Source organism: Vibrio sp. V33_P6A3T137 (assembly GCF_009904835.1).
In the GTDB taxonomy this organism is placed as follows: Bacteria; Pseudomonadota; Gammaproteobacteria; order Enterobacterales; family Vibrionaceae; genus Vibrio; species Vibrio metschnikovii.
Map to the genome: position 1 here is coordinate 19,233 of NZ_WXWK01000076.1, position 16,492 is coordinate 35,724.

General features: G+C 42.4%; 18 protein-coding genes. All 18 read left to right on the plus strand.

The window, feature by feature from the left end; genetic code table 11:
• Nucleotides 1-339: 339 nt before the first annotated feature.
• A complete protein-coding gene (locus tag CAG60_RS07205; protein ID WP_115152717.1) occupies nt 340-1,971 on the plus strand; it encodes an ABC transporter substrate-binding protein in 1,632 nt (543 codons plus the stop codon).
• 104 nt (nt 1,972-2,075) lie between these two features.
• Nucleotides 2,076-2,996, plus strand: a complete 921-nt coding sequence (gene oppB / locus CAG60_RS07210; protein WP_072669302.1) for an oligopeptide ABC transporter permease OppB — start codon at nt 2,076-2,078, stop codon at nt 2,994-2,996.
• A 15-nt stretch (nt 2,997-3,011) separates the two neighbouring features.
• Entirely contained in the window at nt 3,012-3,914 is a 903-nt protein-coding gene (oppC, locus tag CAG60_RS07215) for an oligopeptide ABC transporter permease OppC (protein ID WP_004395493.1), read from the plus strand.
• 24 nt (nt 3,915-3,938) lie between these two features.
• Complete coding sequence (locus CAG60_RS07220) at nt 3,939-4,907, plus strand: ABC transporter ATP-binding protein (protein WP_161438609.1); 969 nt, start codon at nt 3,939-3,941, stop codon at nt 4,905-4,907.
• On the plus strand, nt 4,907-5,899 hold the full coding sequence (gene oppF, locus CAG60_RS07225; protein WP_161438610.1) for a murein tripeptide/oligopeptide ABC transporter ATP binding protein OppF: 993 nt from the start codon (nt 4,907-4,909) through the stop codon (nt 5,897-5,899). The genes CAG60_RS07220 and oppF overlap by 1 nt, the downstream gene beginning before the upstream one ends.
• A 388-nt stretch (nt 5,900-6,287) precedes the next feature.
• On the plus strand, nt 6,288-6,518 hold the full coding sequence (locus CAG60_RS07230; protein WP_161438611.1) for a Flp family type IVb pilin: 231 nt from the start codon (nt 6,288-6,290) through the stop codon (nt 6,516-6,518).
• A 12-nt stretch (nt 6,519-6,530) separates the two neighbouring features.
• Nucleotides 6,531-6,956, plus strand: coding sequence for a prepilin peptidase (locus CAG60_RS07235; protein ID WP_337247095.1), 426 nt, complete (start codon nt 6,531-6,533; stop codon nt 6,954-6,956).
• A 24-nt stretch (nt 6,957-6,980) separates the two neighbouring features.
• A complete protein-coding gene (gene cpaB, locus CAG60_RS07240; RefSeq protein WP_161438613.1) occupies nt 6,981-7,799 on the plus strand; it encodes a Flp pilus assembly protein CpaB in 819 nt (272 codons plus the stop codon).
• Between the two features lie 10 nt (nt 7,800-7,809).
• Complete coding sequence (locus CAG60_RS07245; protein ID WP_161438614.1) at nt 7,810-9,138, plus strand: type II and III secretion system protein family protein; 1,329 nt, start codon at nt 7,810-7,812, stop codon at nt 9,136-9,138.
• Nucleotides 9,135-9,665: a hypothetical protein gene (locus CAG60_RS07250; RefSeq protein ID WP_161438615.1), complete on the plus strand. Its 531-nt coding sequence runs from the start codon at nt 9,135-9,137 to the stop codon at nt 9,663-9,665. Before CAG60_RS07245 ends, CAG60_RS07250 begins: the two co-directional genes overlap by 4 nt.
• A gap of 9 nt (nt 9,666-9,674) precedes the next feature.
• Complete coding sequence (locus CAG60_RS07255) at nt 9,675-10,940, plus strand: AAA family ATPase (RefSeq protein WP_161438616.1); 1,266 nt, start codon at nt 9,675-9,677, stop codon at nt 10,938-10,940.
• Nucleotides 10,937-12,226, plus strand: a complete 1,290-nt coding sequence (locus CAG60_RS07260) for a CpaF family protein (protein ID WP_161438617.1) — start codon at nt 10,937-10,939, stop codon at nt 12,224-12,226. The genes CAG60_RS07255 and CAG60_RS07260 overlap by 4 nt, the downstream gene beginning before the upstream one ends.
• A complete protein-coding gene (locus tag CAG60_RS07265; RefSeq protein ID WP_161438618.1) occupies nt 12,223-13,143 on the plus strand; it encodes a type II secretion system F family protein in 921 nt (306 codons plus the stop codon). The genes CAG60_RS07260 and CAG60_RS07265 overlap by 4 nt, the downstream gene beginning before the upstream one ends.
• Nucleotides 13,144-13,189: 46 nt before the next feature.
• Nucleotides 13,190-14,035, plus strand: coding sequence for a type II secretion system F family protein (locus CAG60_RS07270; protein WP_158144012.1), 846 nt, complete (start codon nt 13,190-13,192; stop codon nt 14,033-14,035).
• Nucleotides 14,028-14,888 (plus strand): tetratricopeptide repeat protein, encoded by an 861-nt coding sequence (locus tag CAG60_RS07275; RefSeq protein WP_161438619.1) that lies wholly within the window; start codon nt 14,028-14,030, stop codon nt 14,886-14,888. Before CAG60_RS07270 ends, CAG60_RS07275 begins: the two co-directional genes overlap by 8 nt.
• Entirely contained in the window at nt 14,888-15,385 is a 498-nt protein-coding gene (locus CAG60_RS07280; protein ID WP_161438620.1) for a TadE family protein, read from the plus strand. Before CAG60_RS07275 ends, CAG60_RS07280 begins: the two co-directional genes overlap by 1 nt.
• A 16-nt stretch (nt 15,386-15,401) precedes the next feature.
• Nucleotides 15,402-15,923, plus strand: coding sequence for a tight adherence pilus pseudopilin TadF (tadF, locus tag CAG60_RS07285; RefSeq protein ID WP_161438621.1), 522 nt, complete (start codon nt 15,402-15,404; stop codon nt 15,921-15,923).
• Nucleotides 15,924-15,926: 3 nt separating this feature from the next.
• Nucleotides 15,927-16,492 (plus strand): TadE/TadG family type IV pilus assembly protein (locus CAG60_RS07290; protein ID WP_161438622.1); only part of this gene is annotated, 566 nt, incomplete at its 3' end.

Genomic DNA, 16,492 nt, shown 5'->3' on the forward strand with positions numbered 1-16,492 from the left:
AGTGCTTATGCCCGACTTATCTAAAGATTGTTTCCCTTGTCGATTAAAAAGGCTACTGGCTAAGTAAGTGGTGGTTTATTAGTCACTAGGGCATAGCCGCAAACGCGCAGCGGTACAGCGTTATAGTGGAGTAATTGCCTAATAATTGATGTGGGTTAAGGATATCATTGGTTAGCTTTACATTTTATTGGCAAATTACTTCGATGATTGCTAATGTGCGAAATTCTTTATTAGGTCTAGGTTATATTGCTTGGTTTTTGCGCTAAGCCACCTGATTCAGGCCGTTCTGAAGGCTTAATAAAGAGTCATGGATGCAAAATAAAAACTTGGAGTTTATGCATGTACAAAAATAAAATCACACAAGCCTTGTTACTTGGCGCAGGTTTAACTGTCGCTACGGCCTCCTTCTCTGCGCTCGCTGCTGATGTTCCAGCAGGAACTAAACTTGCTCCTGTTCAAGAGCTTATCCGTGGTAATGGTACTGAAGTTGCTTCTCTCGATCCGCACAAAACAGAAGGTGTACCAGAATCGCACGTAATTCGCGATTTGCTCGAAGGTTTAGTTAACCAAGATGCTGATGGTAATACCATTCCTGGTGTTGCCGAGCGTTGGGAAACCTCAGATAACCAAACTTATACCTTCTATTTACGTAAAGATGCAAAATGGTCTAATGGCGATCCAGTGACTGCGCAAGATTTCGTTTACAGCTGGCAGCGTGCGGTCGACCCTGCTACAGCGTCACCTTATTCTTGGTATATGGAATACACCAAGATGAAAAATGCGAAAGAGATCATTGCTGGAGAAAAAGCCAGCACGACATTAGGTGTTAAAGCATTAGACGATCATACTTTGGTGGTTGAATTGGATACGCCACTGCCGTATTTCGTGATGATGACTGGTCATACCACAATGAAGCCTGTCCATAAAGGGACGATAGAGAAACATGGTGATGAGTGGACTCGCGCGGGTAATTATGTCAGCAATGGCGCTTATATGTTGGACCGTTGGGTAGTTAATGAGCGTTTAGAGCTGAAACGTAATCCAAATTACTGGGATGATTCAAAAACAGTGATTAATAAAGTCACGTTTTTACCGATTGAAAACCAAGTCGCAGAGATGAACCGCTTCTTATCTGGTGAGATTCACATTACCAACGAAGTGCCGATTGAGCATTTCCGCCGTTTACAACGTGACCATGCTGACTCGGTTTCGGTAGTAGGAAGTTTATGTACTTACTACTATGGTTTTAATAACCAAAAACCGCCTTTGGATGATGTGCGAGTTCGAAAAGCGCTCTCTTTCGCGATTGACCGTGATGTCATCGCCAATGCGATTATGGGCCAAGGTGAAAAACCGGCTTATTTCTTAACCCCAGAAATTACCGCTGGTTTTCAACCAGAAATGCCTGCTTATGGCAAAATGACTCAACAGCAACGTTTGGCCGAAGCGAAAAAGTTACTAGAAGAAGCGGGTTATAATCGCAGTAATCCACTGCGCTTTAATTTGCTATACAACACCTCAGAAAACCACCGTAAAGTCGCGACCGCGATTCAATCGATGTGGCGCTCAGGCCTTGGAGTGAACGTTACGCTAGAGAACCAAGAGTGGAAAACCTATCTTGATTCACGCCGTGAAGGTAACTTTGACGTGACGCGTGCTGGCTGGTGTGGTGACTACAACGAAGCTTCATCATTCCTTACCTTGATGAAGTCAAGCAACAGCTCGAATGATCCAAGATATCATAACGAAGAGTATGATGCGCTGATGGCCAAAGCCATGGCAACTACCTCAGAAAAAGAGCGTCAGGCGATTTACGCTCAGGCAGAAAAACTGCTTGCACGTGACATGCCGATTGCCCCTATCTATCAATATGTTAAATCTCGTTTGTTATCACCACAGGTCGGTGGTTTCCCGAGCAATAACGCTGAAGAAAAAATCTACACTAAAGATCTTTATCTCATAGCAAAATAATAATTGAGTGGTTAAACCACCTGTTGTTCGACTCTGCATGTACGTAACGGTGCATGCAGTGTCGTTTGTATTTTTTATTATCACAGATTGGAAAGAGTGAGTTTATGTTTAAATTCATCGTAAAAAGGATATTTGAGGCAATACCAACCATGTTGGTATTGATCACCCTGTCTTTCTTTCTCATGCGCTTTGCACCGGGAAATCCGTTTTCTAGTGAGCGTCCATTACCACCGGAAGTCATGGCCAATATCAATGCCAAATATGGCCTTGATAAGCCCGTTTCAGTGCAGTACATCACTTATCTCGGTAATATTTTGCGTGGTGATTTAGGTCCCTCGTTTAAATATAAAGATTATACCGTGAATGAGTTGGTCGCGAGTTCACTGCCCGTGTCGGCAAAAATTGGTGCTGCAGCGTTTATCTTTACCATTATTATCGGTGTCTCGATTGGTACGATTGCGGCGTTAAAGCACAATACTTGGATAGACTATACGATTATGTCGACCGCGATGCTCGGGGTCGTCATGCCTTCCTTTGTATTAGCGCCGGTATTAATTTATGTCTTTTCCATCAAATTAGGTTGGTTTCCGGCCGGTGGCTGGCTCGATGGGTCCTTTAAATATATGGCGTTGCCAGTGATTGGTATGTCGTTGCTGTATGTTGCAACTTTTGCTCGTATTACCCGTGGTTCGATGATTGAAACCCTAAATAGTAATTTTATCCGTACCGCTCGTGCCAAAGGATTAAGCTATCGCTATATCGTGTTTAAGCACGCGTTAAAACCCGCTTTACTGCCGGTTGTCTCTTATATGGGACCGGCTTTCGTTGGCATTATCACTGGTTCGGTGGTCATTGAAACCATTTTTGGTTTACCCGGAATTGGTCGTTTGTTTGTTAACGCGGCATTTAACCGAGATTACTCCTTAGTGATGGGAATCACCATTTTGATTGGTTTCTTATTTATCTTATTTAACGCGATTGTCGATATTCTTCTGGCTTATATCGACCCGAAAATTCGCTACTAGTTTGAGGGCGAAAGCATGTTAAAGAAACAAGAACACTTACAAGCCATAGAGAAATTTACCGAAAACCTTGAGATTGAAGGTCGTAGTTTATGGCAAGACGCTCGTGTACGTTTTATGCGTAACAAAGCGGCAATGGCGAGCTTATGTATTTTATGCTTCATCACTTTACTGGTGGTGTTTGGGCCGATGCTGGCTAATTTTAGTTACGATGAAACCGATTGGTATGCGATGCACGCGGCCCCTTCGGCAACCCATTGGTTTGGTACTGATGCCTTAGGGCGAGATTTATTTGTCCGGACCTTAATTGGTGGCCGAATCTCTTTGATGGTCGGGATCATGGGTGCGTTTGTTGCCGTACTGATTGGGACTTTATACGGCGCGGCTTCTGGTTTTATTGGTGGTCGTACCGACCGTGTGATGATGCGTGTTTTGGAAATTTTATACGCGATTCCTTTTATGTTTCTGGTTATCGTATTGGTGACGTTTTTCGGTCGTAATATTGTGCTGATTTTTGTTGCTATCGGAGCGATAGCTTGGCTGGATATGGCGCGAATTGTACGTGGGCAAACCTTAAGCCTACGCAGCAAAGAGTTTATTGAAGCTGCGCATGTCTGTGGTGTCAGTCAATGGCGAATTATCACTCGTCATATTGTGCCGAACGTACTGGGCATTGTTGCGGTTTACTCTACGCTACTGATCCCGAGTATGATTTTAACCGAGTCATTTCTTTCTTTCCTTGGTTTAGGGGTTCAAGAGCCGATGACCAGTTGGGGGGCGTTGTTACAGGAAGGCGCTAACACAATGGAAGTCGCGATCTGGCAACTTATCTTCCCGGCTACTTTTATGATCGTCACTCTATTTTGTTTTAACTACGTCGGTGATGGGCTGCGTGACGCGCTCGATCCTAAAGACCGATAACCCAACTTAGCTAAGGAATAGATAATGAACTTATTAGATGTTCAAGACCTGCGAGTTGAGTTCTCGACTCGGGATGGCATGGTCACTGCGGTCAATGATTTAACCTTCTCTTTGCAACAAGGTGAGACCTTGGGCATTGTTGGTGAGTCTGGTTCGGGCAAGTCACAAACCGTGTTTGCTTTAATGGGCTTGCTGGCCAAAAACGGAAAGATCAGTGGCAGTGCTAAATTTGAAGGGCGAGAAATTTTAAACTTGCCTGAGCGTGAATTGAACAAAGTTCGCGCAGAACAAATTGCAATGATTTTCCAAGATCCAATGACGTCGCTCAATCCATACATGAAAGTCAGCGATCAGTTGATGGAAGTGTTAATGCTTCATAAAGGCATGAGTAAGGCGCAAGCTTTCGAAGAGTCAGTACGTATGCTCGATGCGGTGAAAATCCCCGAGGCACGTAATCGGATCACCATGTATCCTCACGAGTTTTCTGGTGGTATGCGTCAGCGGGTGATGATTGCGATGGCACTGTTGTGTCGTCCAAAACTGCTGATTGCCGATGAGCCGACGACCGCACTGGATGTGACGGTACAAGCGCAAATCATGGATTTGCTCAATGAGCTGAAAAAAGAGTTTAATACCGCGATCATTATGATCACCCATGACTTGGGCGTTGTCGCTGGCTCATGTGACAAAGTGCTGGTCATGTACGCCGGACGGACCATGGAATACGCTGACGTGGATGATATTTTCTATAATCCAAGTCATCCGTATTCAGAAGGGTTATTAAAAGCCATTCCTCGTTTGGATACGGAAGGAGAAATTTTACCGACCATTCCGGGTAATCCACCGAATTTATTACGTCTACCACCGGGGTGTCCGTATCAAGAACGCTGTCATCGAGTCACCGATCGTTGTAAACGTGAAGCGCCGCAGTTACTGACTTTTGCCGATAATCGTCAGCGCGCTTGTTTTTCGGATTGGGAGGGATGGAAGTAATGAACTTAGAAAAAAATCTATTGTTGGATGTGCAAGATCTGAAAGTACATTTTAGCATTCCAGCAAAATCACCATGGCCATGGGCCAAACCATCGACGCTTAAAGCGGTCGATGGCGTGAATGTGCGCTTGTACGAAGGGGAAACCTTAGGTGTGGTGGGTGAGTCCGGATGCGGTAAATCGACCTTTGCTCGGGCAATCATTGGTCTAGTCGAAGCGACTGAAGGGCAAGTGGTCTGGTTAGGGCAAGATTTAACCCGTCTGAATGCCGTTAAGCGCCGTAATACCCGCAAAGATATTCAGATGATTTTCCAAGATCCATTGGCATCACTCAACCCGCGGATGACGGTGGGCGATATTATCGCTGAGCCACTAGAAACCTTTTACCCTGAGCTATCTAAACAGGAAGTGAAAGATCGCGTCAAAGAGATGATGGCCAAAGTCGGTTTACTGCCGAACGTGATTAACCGTTATCCTCATGAATTTTCAGGTGGTCAATGTCAGCGTATTGGCATTGCCCGTGCGTTGATCTTAAATCCGAAAATGATCATCTGCGATGAACCCGTCTCAGCACTCGATGTGTCGATTCAGGCTCAGGTGGTTAACTTATTGCAGCAGTTACAAAAAGAATTGGGCTTGTCTCTGGTGTTTATTGCTCATGATTTGTCGGTGGTTAAGCACATTTCCGATCGGGTATTGGTGATGTATTTAGGTAACGCGGTGGAGTTGGGCACGTCTGAAGCTCTATTTTCCAATCCGCTGCATCCTTATACCAAAGCCTTGATGTCGGCAGTGCCTATTCCTGATCCTAAAAAAGAGCGCAGCAAAACCATTCAGATGTTAGAAGGGGATCTGCCTTCGCCGATCCATCCACCTTCTGGTTGTGTATTCCGCACTCGTTGCTCACAAGCCACGGCAGAATGTTCGCAAACCAAACCGCAGATTAAAGGTAACGATACTCACGCTGTGTCGTGCCTACACGTCGAAATATAGCCTCAAGATCCATCTCTACCACATCACTCCGAAAGATAGATTGTCTTTCGGGGTGATGTGTTTTCGCATGAATAGATTTATTTCTATAGCTCATAATAAAATTTTGGCAAAATTTTTAAGTGAAAATAGGATCAATATTGAATATTAAAATGCAAGTTTATGTGATTTAAGTATTATTTTAGTGGCTAATTAATATTGATAAAGTCATTAAGCTTTAGAGTTAATACTCGATTTTGTCTCATGGCTGAGAATGACGTTGATTATGAGGATTCTACTGCATAACTGGGATAGACATTAATAAAAAGAATGCCAATAATAGTTCCATTAGAGTCTGAGTTGGTGATTCTAGTCCAAGAAATCATTGGTTTTTATAAAAAAGGAAAGTTACATGTTGACAAAATTCTATGTAAACACTCGTCTATTGTTAGAATCATTTGCTAAAGATCAGCGCGGTGTTACTGCGATTGAATACGCGATTATTGGTGTTGCGATTTCTGCGATCGTTTTAGCTGTATTTAGTGGTGATGACGGACTCAAAGGTGCATTGACAAAGGCAATGGAATCTATCACCGGAAACATAAATAAAGCTACAGATATTGCTACTCCTCCTACTCCTTAATAAATATTAATTATGCTACCACTGGCCACTCTGATTATTTTAAGCTTAATTATGATTGGAGACTTACGTCAACGAGTGATTCATCATCATTACCTGTTGGCGTTAAGCGTGGTGATATTGTTAGGCTGGTTTATCCAGCCTAATTGGTTTGTATTGCCTTATACCTTGGTTATTATCGCCGCAGGTTTAGTGCTGTTTCATTTTCGCATCCTCGCCGCTGGGGATAGCAAATTATTGGCGATTCTCAGTCTAGGCATTAGCCCTGAGTACATTCCGTTAACGTTAGTTGGTATTAGTGTTGCTGGTGGCTTAATCGCTAGCGGCTATTTGTTGTATGGGTTATGCACAGATTTAACCGCCGTACGGCAACGAGGGATCCCTTACGGGGTGCCGATAAGCCTAGTGGGTGGTTTAGCCGTGTATCTCTCTTCTTTATAATTTTCTCTCACTTGGGACGGTGATATGAATTCCAAGCTTTTAATTGTGCTCGCGCTATTAGCGATTGCTGCTGGTGGGTATGGATTGTTTGCTCCTGCGCCGGATCCTGTGGTGGTCCAAGCGCCTGCCGTTAATGTACAGCCACCGCCACCACCACCGGTTCAACAATGGCAAGTTTGGTTTTCACGCCAACCGATAGCTAAAGGGCAAGTGATAAGTCGCTCCGATCTTGAATTACGCCGTTTACCTGAGCCGGAAGCACTTGCGTTGGGTATCGCGAGCGATATGAAGCTTGAGTTTGTTGATCAAATGCGCGCCGTAAAGGCGATTGATGCAGGTAACGTTGTTTGGCCAGAGCAATTACTTGCTCCCCATCAAAATGGCTATATGGAGCTGATTTTAACTCCGGGCCATGTGCCTTTTTCGATCCAAGTTTCAGAGCAGTCCGTGATTGGTGGTGTGATCAGGCCGGGTACATTGGTGGATATTTTAGCGTTGTCATCGCTTAAACAAAATTTAGCCAATGATGTGACGGTACGAAACTTTGAAACCATCTCGCTGACACCAGTATTAATGGGCGTCAAAGTGCTTCAGGTGAATAATTCAGCCGTGGAAAACTCTGAACGACGTGAAGTCACAGGTCCATCTGAGGCGAATGTGGTTGTTGAATTAACTCGTAAACAAGTCGCCACATTAACGATTGCTCGTCATATTGCTCAGTTAGAAATACACCTCTCTACCGGTAATAGTACGGTGAGTGAGCTCTCAGCAAATGCGGGAGATGTATTAACCGATTATAAAGCCATCCAAGAATTTCGCGCAGGCGCGGCAACGGTTCGCTAAGGAACGTATTATGGTTCATCGCTATTTATCTATATTATTTTTGGTTACCTTCAGTGTGTTGACGTTGCCTGCCGCTGCGCAAAGGATGCTCAATTTAGCGGAAGGGGATGCGCAAACCCTTCGTGTTGAAGGCGAAATTCAATCGGTATTTATTTCTGACCCTAAAGTTGCAGACTATCAGGTGATCGACCGTCGCACGGTGGTGGTTTTTGGTAAGCAGGTCGGCAGCGCCAATGTGTTGATTTTTGGCGATGATAGCCAAACCTTGCTCAGCCGACGTTTAGTCGTCAATAAAAGTATGGTCCATATTCAGCAACATATTCAGATTAAATACCCTTATGCAGAAGTGACGGTCTACAACTTAGGTGATCAAGTGGTGCTAAGTGGTATGGTTGCCACAGAAAAAGAGCGAGATGAGATTAACTTGTTAGTCGGTGAACTGCTTGACAAAAGCTCGGTAGATACGGATGTTGAATGGAAGCTTGGTGACAACACCTACAAAATGGAATTCATGCAACGTCGCCGCTTTGAAGGGGTCGTGAATAATATTGAAGTCGCGAGTACCAAACAAGTGAACGTTAAGTTATCCATTGCTGAAGTGTCTCAATCGTTAATGGAAAAATTCGGTATTCAGCTTGGAAGTAGTGGCAGTGCCAGTGGTATTTTTGTTAATCCTCTAAGGCAATTTTCAAGCAGTGACATCATGACCTTAATTAGTGCAATCGGTGATGATAACGTTGGACAAATTCTTGCCGAGCCTAATTTATCAGTGATTTCTGGTGAAACCGCTAGTTTTTTAGTGGGAGGAGAGCTCCCTGTGGTAACGATTGTCGATGGTGGAACGAATGTCCTCTATAAAGAGTTTGGTGTGCGTTTAGAAATGATGGCCAAAGTGATGCGTGATGACAAAATTCGTCTGTCACTCATGCCAGAGGTCAGCTCACTGGATACCCAATACGCAAATGCGACTTATAACTTACCGGCTTTAAAAACTCGCCGAGCTCGAACTACGGTTGAGTTAGGTGATGGACAAAGTTTTGTCCTGGGTGGGCTGTTGAATAAAGAAGAAACAGAATTACTGCGTAAAATTCCATTTATTGGTGATATTCCCATTTTGGGTGCTCTCTTTCGCCATACTGAAACGACGCGTAATAAAACCGAATTAGTGATTATTGCCACCGTCAATTTAGTGCAGCCTATTCACCCTTCGACAATTCAGTTACCTACAATACAACGTACATCTACTTTAGAGCGCTTTTTTGCCTTAGATCCGGATAAAAACGCTACTGAGCAAAATATGACTCAGCAGATTCTCGCTACCGGAGGGTTTAAGCAATGAAACAGAACGTAATTATCACGCTCATCGCCTTATTTAGCTTAATTGGCTGTAGTTCAGGGCAGGCGGAAAGACCAGGACCTGCGATTGATGTTTACCCTATTCTGACCTCTTTAGCTCTGCAAACTAATCCGCAGCAGCAAGCAGAAGCCCAACGAGCTTTGGATGACTTTATCCAAGCTCAGCATTCTGCGTTGGTTACACAACAAGTTATTTTGTTTTCCACCAGTGAACAGGGCGAACGGTTTGCAAATCAGGTGCTATCACAACTGCGTCGTTTAGGTGTGGCGGAAAATAATATGCGCATCGAAAAAACGCCCTTAGCGGCTAATCAACAGTTTGATTTTAAAATACAAATTTTAAGCCATCAAGTTGTCGTGCCTATTTGCTCGGCTGCACAAATCAGCCGTTTTGGGCATGAAGGTCGCGGCTGTTACAGTGAAAGCTTGCGCTGGCAGTCAATGGTTAATCCTCACAAAATGATTCATACGCGCCTTTCATCTAACGATGTCGACGTAAACGGAGAGTAGTCATCATTTATGTTTGATTTAGTCGATTTACTGAGTAAAAAGCAGCAGTCAGAGGTGATTGAGCAGAAGAAAATCACCTCAGTGCTTTTTTATCAAACACCTGAATGCCAAGATTTGGTTTTAGAAGCCTATCGATTTGAAGGAATAGCTCCTCCTGCGATTGCCAAGAATAATGATATTCAAATTGCCGATCACGTTCGTGAGTCAGATATTGAAATCGTGATTGTTGAGTTAAACAAAAGCCACGACGTCAGTCTTGATGCGGAAAGAATCAGTCATTTACTGCCCAATCATGCTTCGGTCATTGTCGTGGGAAGTGAAGATGCGATATCAACGATTCGTAATTTAAAAGCCATGGGTTTTTATTACGTATTTTGGCCAGTGACTAAGCAAGAGTTTATTGATTTTGTGCGCAGTGTGTATGAAAACCGTAAACGGAGTAGTCATCGTGGACCTGGCCAAAAACGACGTGCAAAATATATCAGTGTATTAGGAACAAAAGGTGGAGTGGGGGCGAGTTTAATTACCGCTGAAGTCGCTCACCAGTTAAGTGCTGTACGTAAAACTTCTTGTTTAGTGGTTGATCAACATTTTCATGGTGGCAATCTAGATATTTTGATGGGGATTCGAAAGTTAGAGAAGCGCCGTATTCAAAAAGGTTCATTAGCGTCTTCTCTCGATAGTTCATCAGCACAAAGTCTAGTCTATAAACATAACAGCATGTTATCCATGTTGTCATTGACCTCAGATCAACTTGATACTCCCTCCATGGTCGATTATTCGAACGCGGTTGTTGACCAATTATCTGAAGATGTCAATTTTATCTTAGAAGACTTATCAGCGTCGGTGGGCTTTAGTCTTGATGCGGATAAATTTCTGTCTCAAGCGGACATTGTTGTGTTAGTACTTGAACCTACCGTTTCATCGGTTCGTGAAGCCGCGCGTTTGAAAGAGCGAATTCTGAAACTCAATACCACGCCAGCATTAAGATTGATTACCGTGCTCAACCATACCATGGGCGTTAAGCAACAATCGGCAGACAAAGCCGATGCTGAAGCGATTCTTAAACAACGGATTGATATTGAAATCCCTTATTGCGAGGCGATTAACGCCACCATTTTAGAAGACAAACGCGTAGTATCGTCGGGCTTGAAAGCCGCTGATCCTCTTAAAAAACTGACCTCTTTATTATTAGGCGAAACTCCTGTTGAAAGGAAACCGAATGTGTTTGAGATGGTTCAAACATGGTTAAAACAGCGGCATAAAACATCATGATTGGTGCAAAAGCGATATACGTTGGTCTGCGTAAGCAAATTTTTGATGCTTTAGAGCCTGAAGCGATTGCACAAATGACCAAAGATCAGTTAGCGAAGCAGCTAAATGGAGCGATAGAGCTGTTGATCGAGCGTGAACGTTTAAGTGTTCCTAAAGTTCTGCGCCAAGAGTTTGTTAAAAACTTAGTTGATGAATTGGTCGGTTTAGGGCCATTACAAACCTTAATGGATGACGATTCGATCAGTGACATTATGATTAATGGCCATGAAAATGTATTTATCGAACGTGGTGGATTAGTCGAAAAAGCGCATATTGATTTTATTGATGAAAGGCAACTGTTGGATATCGCTAAACGGATTGCTGCTCGTGTTGGTCGACGAGTTGATGAATCCTCTCCAACTTGTGACGCGCGTCTACAGGACGGTAGCCGAGTTAATATTGTTATTCCACCGATTGCGATTGATGGCACCTCAATATCGATTCGTAAATTTAAAAAACAGAGTATTGATTTTACTAAGCTGTGTGAGTTTGGGGCCATGAGTCCGGAAATGGCGCAAGTATTAATGGTTGCGGCTCGCTGTCGGTTGAATATTTTAATTTCAGGCGGCACCGGTTCGGGTAAAACCACCATGCTTAATGCACTTTCGCAATTTATTTCTGAAAATGAGCGGATCATTACCATTGAAGATGCAGCAGAACTGCGGTTACAACAACCCCATGTGGTACGTCTAGAAACTCGAACTGCGGGGATTGAAAATACCGGCATAATCAATCAGCGTGATTTGGTGATTAATTCGCTGCGTATGCGCCCTGATCGAATTATTGTCGGTGAGTGTCGTGGCGCGGAAGCGTTTGAAATGCTGCAAGCAATGAATACGGGTCACGACGGTTCAATGTCAACGCTACACGCCAATACTCCTCGTGATGCGTTAGCTCGGGTTGAGTCGATGGTGATGATGGCAACCAGCAGTTTACCACTAGAAGCTATTCGTCGAACGATTGTTAGTGCTGTCGATTTAGTCATTCAGATCAGTCGGTTGCATGATGGTAGCCGTAAAGTAATGAGTATTACTGAAGTCATTGGTCTTGAAGGCTCAAGTGTGGTGCTGGAAGAAATCTTTCGTTTTCAACCTAATTTACGCCAAAGTGAAGATGGCAAAGTTAATGGAAGTTTCATTACCTCAGGTTTGATGCAACGCTCGGTTTTATATGAGAAAGCGAGATTCTTTGGTTTAGAAGATAAATTGGCTAAAGCTTTTCGGGATATAGGAGAGCAGCGCGCATGATTGGGTTATTACTGATCATTCTAGGCATAGTTTTATTGTTGGTGGCTAAACGTAAGCAGAAACAGGAAGGTTATGACTATTTAGCACAGTATTCGCGTGCTCGGTACGTTGATTCCATGACATCTGAGCAGCAAGCGATTGATATAAAATCGCTTTCGGATCGCAGTTTACAAGATCGATTCAACCAAGGTTGGAAAAATCTTAGCAAACAATTGGGCAAACTTGCCTTATTAAAAGTGATGATTTTCCTTGTTGGACTGGTGTTTTTGGGCATCGAATTCAATCAACGTTTTATCCGTGGCTCAGCGTTACTCGTTATTGTAATCACGGTGATCGCTGGGGTGTTTTTTGCCTATTTATGGTTAAAAAAACGCGAGCAGACTCAGTTTGAAGAGAGTTTTCCTGATGCCTTAAATATGCTGAGTAGTGCGGTATCCTCAGGTGAGAGTATTACTCATGCCATTATGTATGTTGGCAATACCTTAAATAATGAAGTGGGTAAAGAATTTAAAATTATGGGTAAGCGTTTACAGCTTGGAGAATCTCCCGATGATGTATTTCGTAAAGCTTGTTTGCGTTTTCCTTACCCTTCGTTTCATTTTTTTGTGATTACCTTACGTGCGAATATGCAGCGCGGTGGGCAACTTAAAGAAGTGATTTTAAGACTAAACCGTTTGTTATTTAATGCCCGTTCAATTGAAAAGAAAAAGTATGCTTTAACCTCGGAAGCGCGAACCTCAGCCAAAATTGTCGCGGCAATTCCTATTTTCTTTTTGTTTATTTTGCAATACCTAAGCCCGGAGAACTACGAATTTGTCATGTTTGATCCCAGTGGCCGGCCGATATTATTTTATGTATTGATCAGTGAGGCGATTGGTATCGCGATTGTATGGGGGCTAATGAAAAGTGTTCGTTAACATTCAAACATGGTTAGCTCATTCAACGACTAGCATCTTTTCAATTATGGCAGTCAGTATTGGCGCCTTACTACTGATTGTCTCTTTACGTAGTGAACGTAAAAAGCAACTCTGGAGAGATTTTCATCACCATGAGCAAACACCAAAGCAAAAATTAGCTTGGCTAGACAAATTATCTGCCAATCTAAACAATCTCTTTTCTTCAGATAAACAACAGGTACAGCAAAAAATTCTCGCTGCGGGATTTTATAACCCCAAATTAGCGACTTATTTCATGCCCATTAAATATGGTCTATTACTGGTAGGCTGCGCAGTTCTCTACATTTTATCATTACGTTTTGCGTGGCAAGGCAATAGTTTGTTTATTGCTTTAGCGGTTTGGCTAGTGGTTAGTTTGATTCTGCCAGATAGTTATTTAGCCATGCGTGGTCGGCAACTGAGTTATAAAATTTCCAATAAACTGCCGTATTTATTGGATCTGATGGCCGTTTGTGTTCAAACAGGGATGACGATTGAAGCTGCGATCAGTTATTTGGCGAAAGAGATGAAAGGCTTTGATAAAGACATTAGCTATTTATTGATTAAAACTGATGATAGAGCACGAATGGTTGGACTAGAAGCTGCATTAGATGAGCTATATGCACGGGTTCCTTCTAATGAAATGCGTAGTTTTGTGATGACGCTTAAGCAAAGTTTACAATATGGTAGTTCAATTTACAGTGTATTGACCACTCTATCTGCTGATATTCGTGAAGTACAAATGCTACAAATTGAAGAAAAAATTGGAAAGTTAGCTGCGAAAATGTCTATTCCATTGATCATTTTTATTATGGTACCGATTGTAATTTTGATCGCTGCCCCAGGAATCATGAGGATGATGGCTAATGCGTAATCTAGTTTGGGTGGGCTTGGTGGGATTACTACTATCTGGTTGTGTGTCATCTTCAGGTCATCAGCGTAGCAATGTAAATGACACCAATAATGCTACTTTTGCTTTCGACCAAGAACAAGTACTGATTAAAACAGGAAATTATACTGCGTTAATAGAATTTTATAAGCAACAGCTACAGCAGAGTGATCAGCGTGAAACCCGATTAAAATTAGCTCAAGCCTATTTGGACTTTCAAGACCCTGAGTCGGCATTGTTTATTCTTGGCCCATTAGTTCGCTCTCCATCTAAGCAAGATACAGAGTTTTATTTACAGGGCGTAGCTCTATATCGATTAAATCGGATAAATGAAGCGCAACAATCTTTGACTGTTGCGCAAGTGAACTCCCCTAATAATGCACAAACGATTAATATGCTCGGCATCATTTTTGCCCAATCTTCTCAGTTTAAACAGGCACGTGCATCTTTTAACCGAGCGAGAGAATTAATGTACGACGATATTACGGTAAAAAATAATCTGGCGTTAATTGATATGCTTGAAGAAGACTATCAAAGCGCAGCAGATAGATTGCTACCTATTTATCACAATGGTCAAGCCGATGACCGAGTAATCGCCAATTTGGCGATTATCATGGCTAAATCAGGTAGTTTCCAGCATTTACAAGCTTTTTATGCACATCAGTACAGTGAACAAGAGATTCAGCAATTGTTTATTACGTTAAGAAATTTAAATTTAGTTTCAACCTTGAAATTTGAGGTGCCAGTGGATACCCCTATAATCGATAAAATAGAGACGCTACACTTTCTTGCTGATGAAAAAAACGGTTTAGATATCGATAATAGTGAGGTTCAGTGATGATGAACTATTCAATCAGATATAAAAAAGGTGTCGCTACTATAGAATTTGTCGGTGGTTTTTTCGCTTTTTGGTTGATGTGTATGGCTTGGGTTGAGATGAGTTTTATCTCTTATGTCTCTAGCTTAGGTGATTTAGCGATCGCTAAAGCGGCTAGAGAGACTAAGAAAATGGATGGTAGTAATTATATCACTGAGTTTGAGAGAGTTCTAAGAGAAGAAAATAGTCTGTGGCACTATATCGTTGATGCTAATAAATTCAAAGCCAATGTGCAATTTGTAAAAAGTTTAGATGAGCTACATGATTATGAAACATTATGTTTAGGGAAAGATAGGGACACATTTAATTGTAACGAACCTAAAGATATGGCGATTGCGATTTATGATATTACTTATGACTATCAACCCATTTTTAACTTTTTTCTCAGCGGAGAAACGGTATTTTCTCGCGAAGCCATTGTAATTCAGGAGTATCAGCGTGAAAATTTCGCTCGTTAAACAGCAGGGAAACTTTATGGTCGAGTTTGCTATTGTTGGGGTGTTTTTTGCTTTATTACTGATTTTTAGTGCTGATCTTGTGGTTAGGCTTGCTTATCAGGGTAAATTAGACCGTATGTCTTATTCCGCGGCGAATATTATTAAAGAGCGCACGGAATTAGCTGGTGCTGATCAATTTGATTTACTTCCAGATACCGTTTCGATTGATGATAAAGATATACCAAAGGAGTTTTTGTTGTTATATGAAATAGTTTTGGCTTCACTAAAAAGAACCACAACAAATTTTTATGAAAGCAAATTTGGTTTCCATCTGCATATTGTTAACAATAATAATAATATTAGTGGTCCTTATTATCGAGGAGGGATTGATTGTAAGCCATCAATGCCATCTCAAGATCTTACCTTTACCACCACTTTTGGCCGCCCTGCAACCTTATATCAAGTCACCCTTTGTTATGAAACACCAAATTGGTATGGCAATCTGATAGGTGAAGACTTTAAGCGTGTTTCCAGCCGAGCGGTGGTGATGGGGAGATAACGGATGAATATGAACAGTATGCAACGCCAATCCGGTCATGCGGCCATTTTATTTGCGTTAATGATTCCAGTTTTATTTGGCGTGTTTGCCTTAGGCACTGATGGTGCGCGAGCAGTGCAAGATAAAGCGCGCCTGTTAGAAGCGGTAGAAGTGGCAAGTTTGGCAGTAGCGGGGGAAGGTTCTGATGATACAGTGCTAGCAAAAAGTTATTTGCAGTATTATTTTCCGTTAGCTGAGATTAATCATGATGATATAACGATAAAAAAAATAAACTGTGAGGATAATCCTGCATGCAAAGGACAAGATCGCCGATTTTTTGAATATCAAGTAAGCGCGCGCATTTCACAGCCCACTTGGTTCCCTGGTAATGATGCGATTATTGGTTTTGGGGCAGGCTATCAAGTTTTTGATCGTTCGGTAACACGAAAGTATCATTCTACAACAGTGGATGTAACATTTGTTGCGGACTTTTCTGGCTCTATGACTTGGACTTGGGGGAAAGATAGGGGAGTTAGATATGAAGATCTCATATCTATTATAAAATCTGTCACGGAAGAGCTCAATGAATT

Excerpts from the sequence above, each read along its gene's own strand:
- CAG60_RS07260 (WP_161438617.1), top strand. The coding sequence starts at position 10,937 with ATGATTGGTGCAAAAGCGATATACGTTGGTCTGCGTAAGCAAATTTTT.
- CAG60_RS07270 (WP_158144012.1), top strand. The coding sequence starts at position 13,190 with ATGGCAGTCAGTATTGGCGCCTTACTACTGATTGTCTCTTTACGTAGT.
- CAG60_RS07205 (WP_115152717.1), top strand. The coding sequence starts at position 340 with ATGTACAAAAATAAAATCACACAAGCCTTGTTACTTGGCGCAGGTTTA.
- CAG60_RS07230 (WP_161438611.1), top strand. The coding sequence starts at position 6,288 with ATGTTGACAAAATTCTATGTAAACACTCGTCTATTGTTAGAATCATTT.
- oppC (WP_004395493.1), top strand. The coding sequence starts at position 3,012 with ATGTTAAAGAAACAAGAACACTTACAAGCCATAGAGAAATTTACCGAA.
- CAG60_RS07220 (WP_161438609.1), top strand. The coding sequence starts at position 3,939 with ATGAACTTATTAGATGTTCAAGACCTGCGAGTTGAGTTCTCGACTCGG.
- tadF (WP_161438621.1), top strand. The coding sequence starts at position 15,402 with ATGGTCGAGTTTGCTATTGTTGGGGTGTTTTTTGCTTTATTACTGATT.
- oppB (WP_072669302.1), top strand. The coding sequence starts at position 2,076 with ATGTTTAAATTCATCGTAAAAAGGATATTTGAGGCAATACCAACCATG.
- CAG60_RS07275 (WP_161438619.1), top strand. The coding sequence starts at position 14,028 with ATGCGTAATCTAGTTTGGGTGGGCTTGGTGGGATTACTACTATCTGGT.
- CAG60_RS07245 (WP_161438614.1), top strand. The coding sequence starts at position 7,810 with ATGGTTCATCGCTATTTATCTATATTATTTTTGGTTACCTTCAGTGTG.
- CAG60_RS07255 (WP_161438616.1), top strand. The coding sequence starts at position 9,675 with ATGTTTGATTTAGTCGATTTACTGAGTAAAAAGCAGCAGTCAGAGGTG.
- CAG60_RS07280 (WP_161438620.1), top strand. The coding sequence starts at position 14,888 with ATGATGAACTATTCAATCAGATATAAAAAAGGTGTCGCTACTATAGAA.
- cpaB (WP_161438613.1), top strand. The coding sequence starts at position 6,981 with ATGAATTCCAAGCTTTTAATTGTGCTCGCGCTATTAGCGATTGCTGCT.
- oppF (WP_161438610.1), top strand. The coding sequence starts at position 4,907 with ATGAACTTAGAAAAAAATCTATTGTTGGATGTGCAAGATCTGAAAGTA.
- CAG60_RS07235 (WP_337247095.1), top strand. The coding sequence starts at position 6,531 with ATGCTACCACTGGCCACTCTGATTATTTTAAGCTTAATTATGATTGGA.
- CAG60_RS07250 (WP_161438615.1), top strand. The coding sequence starts at position 9,135 with ATGAAACAGAACGTAATTATCACGCTCATCGCCTTATTTAGCTTAATT.
- CAG60_RS07265 (WP_161438618.1), top strand. The coding sequence starts at position 12,223 with ATGATTGGGTTATTACTGATCATTCTAGGCATAGTTTTATTGTTGGTG.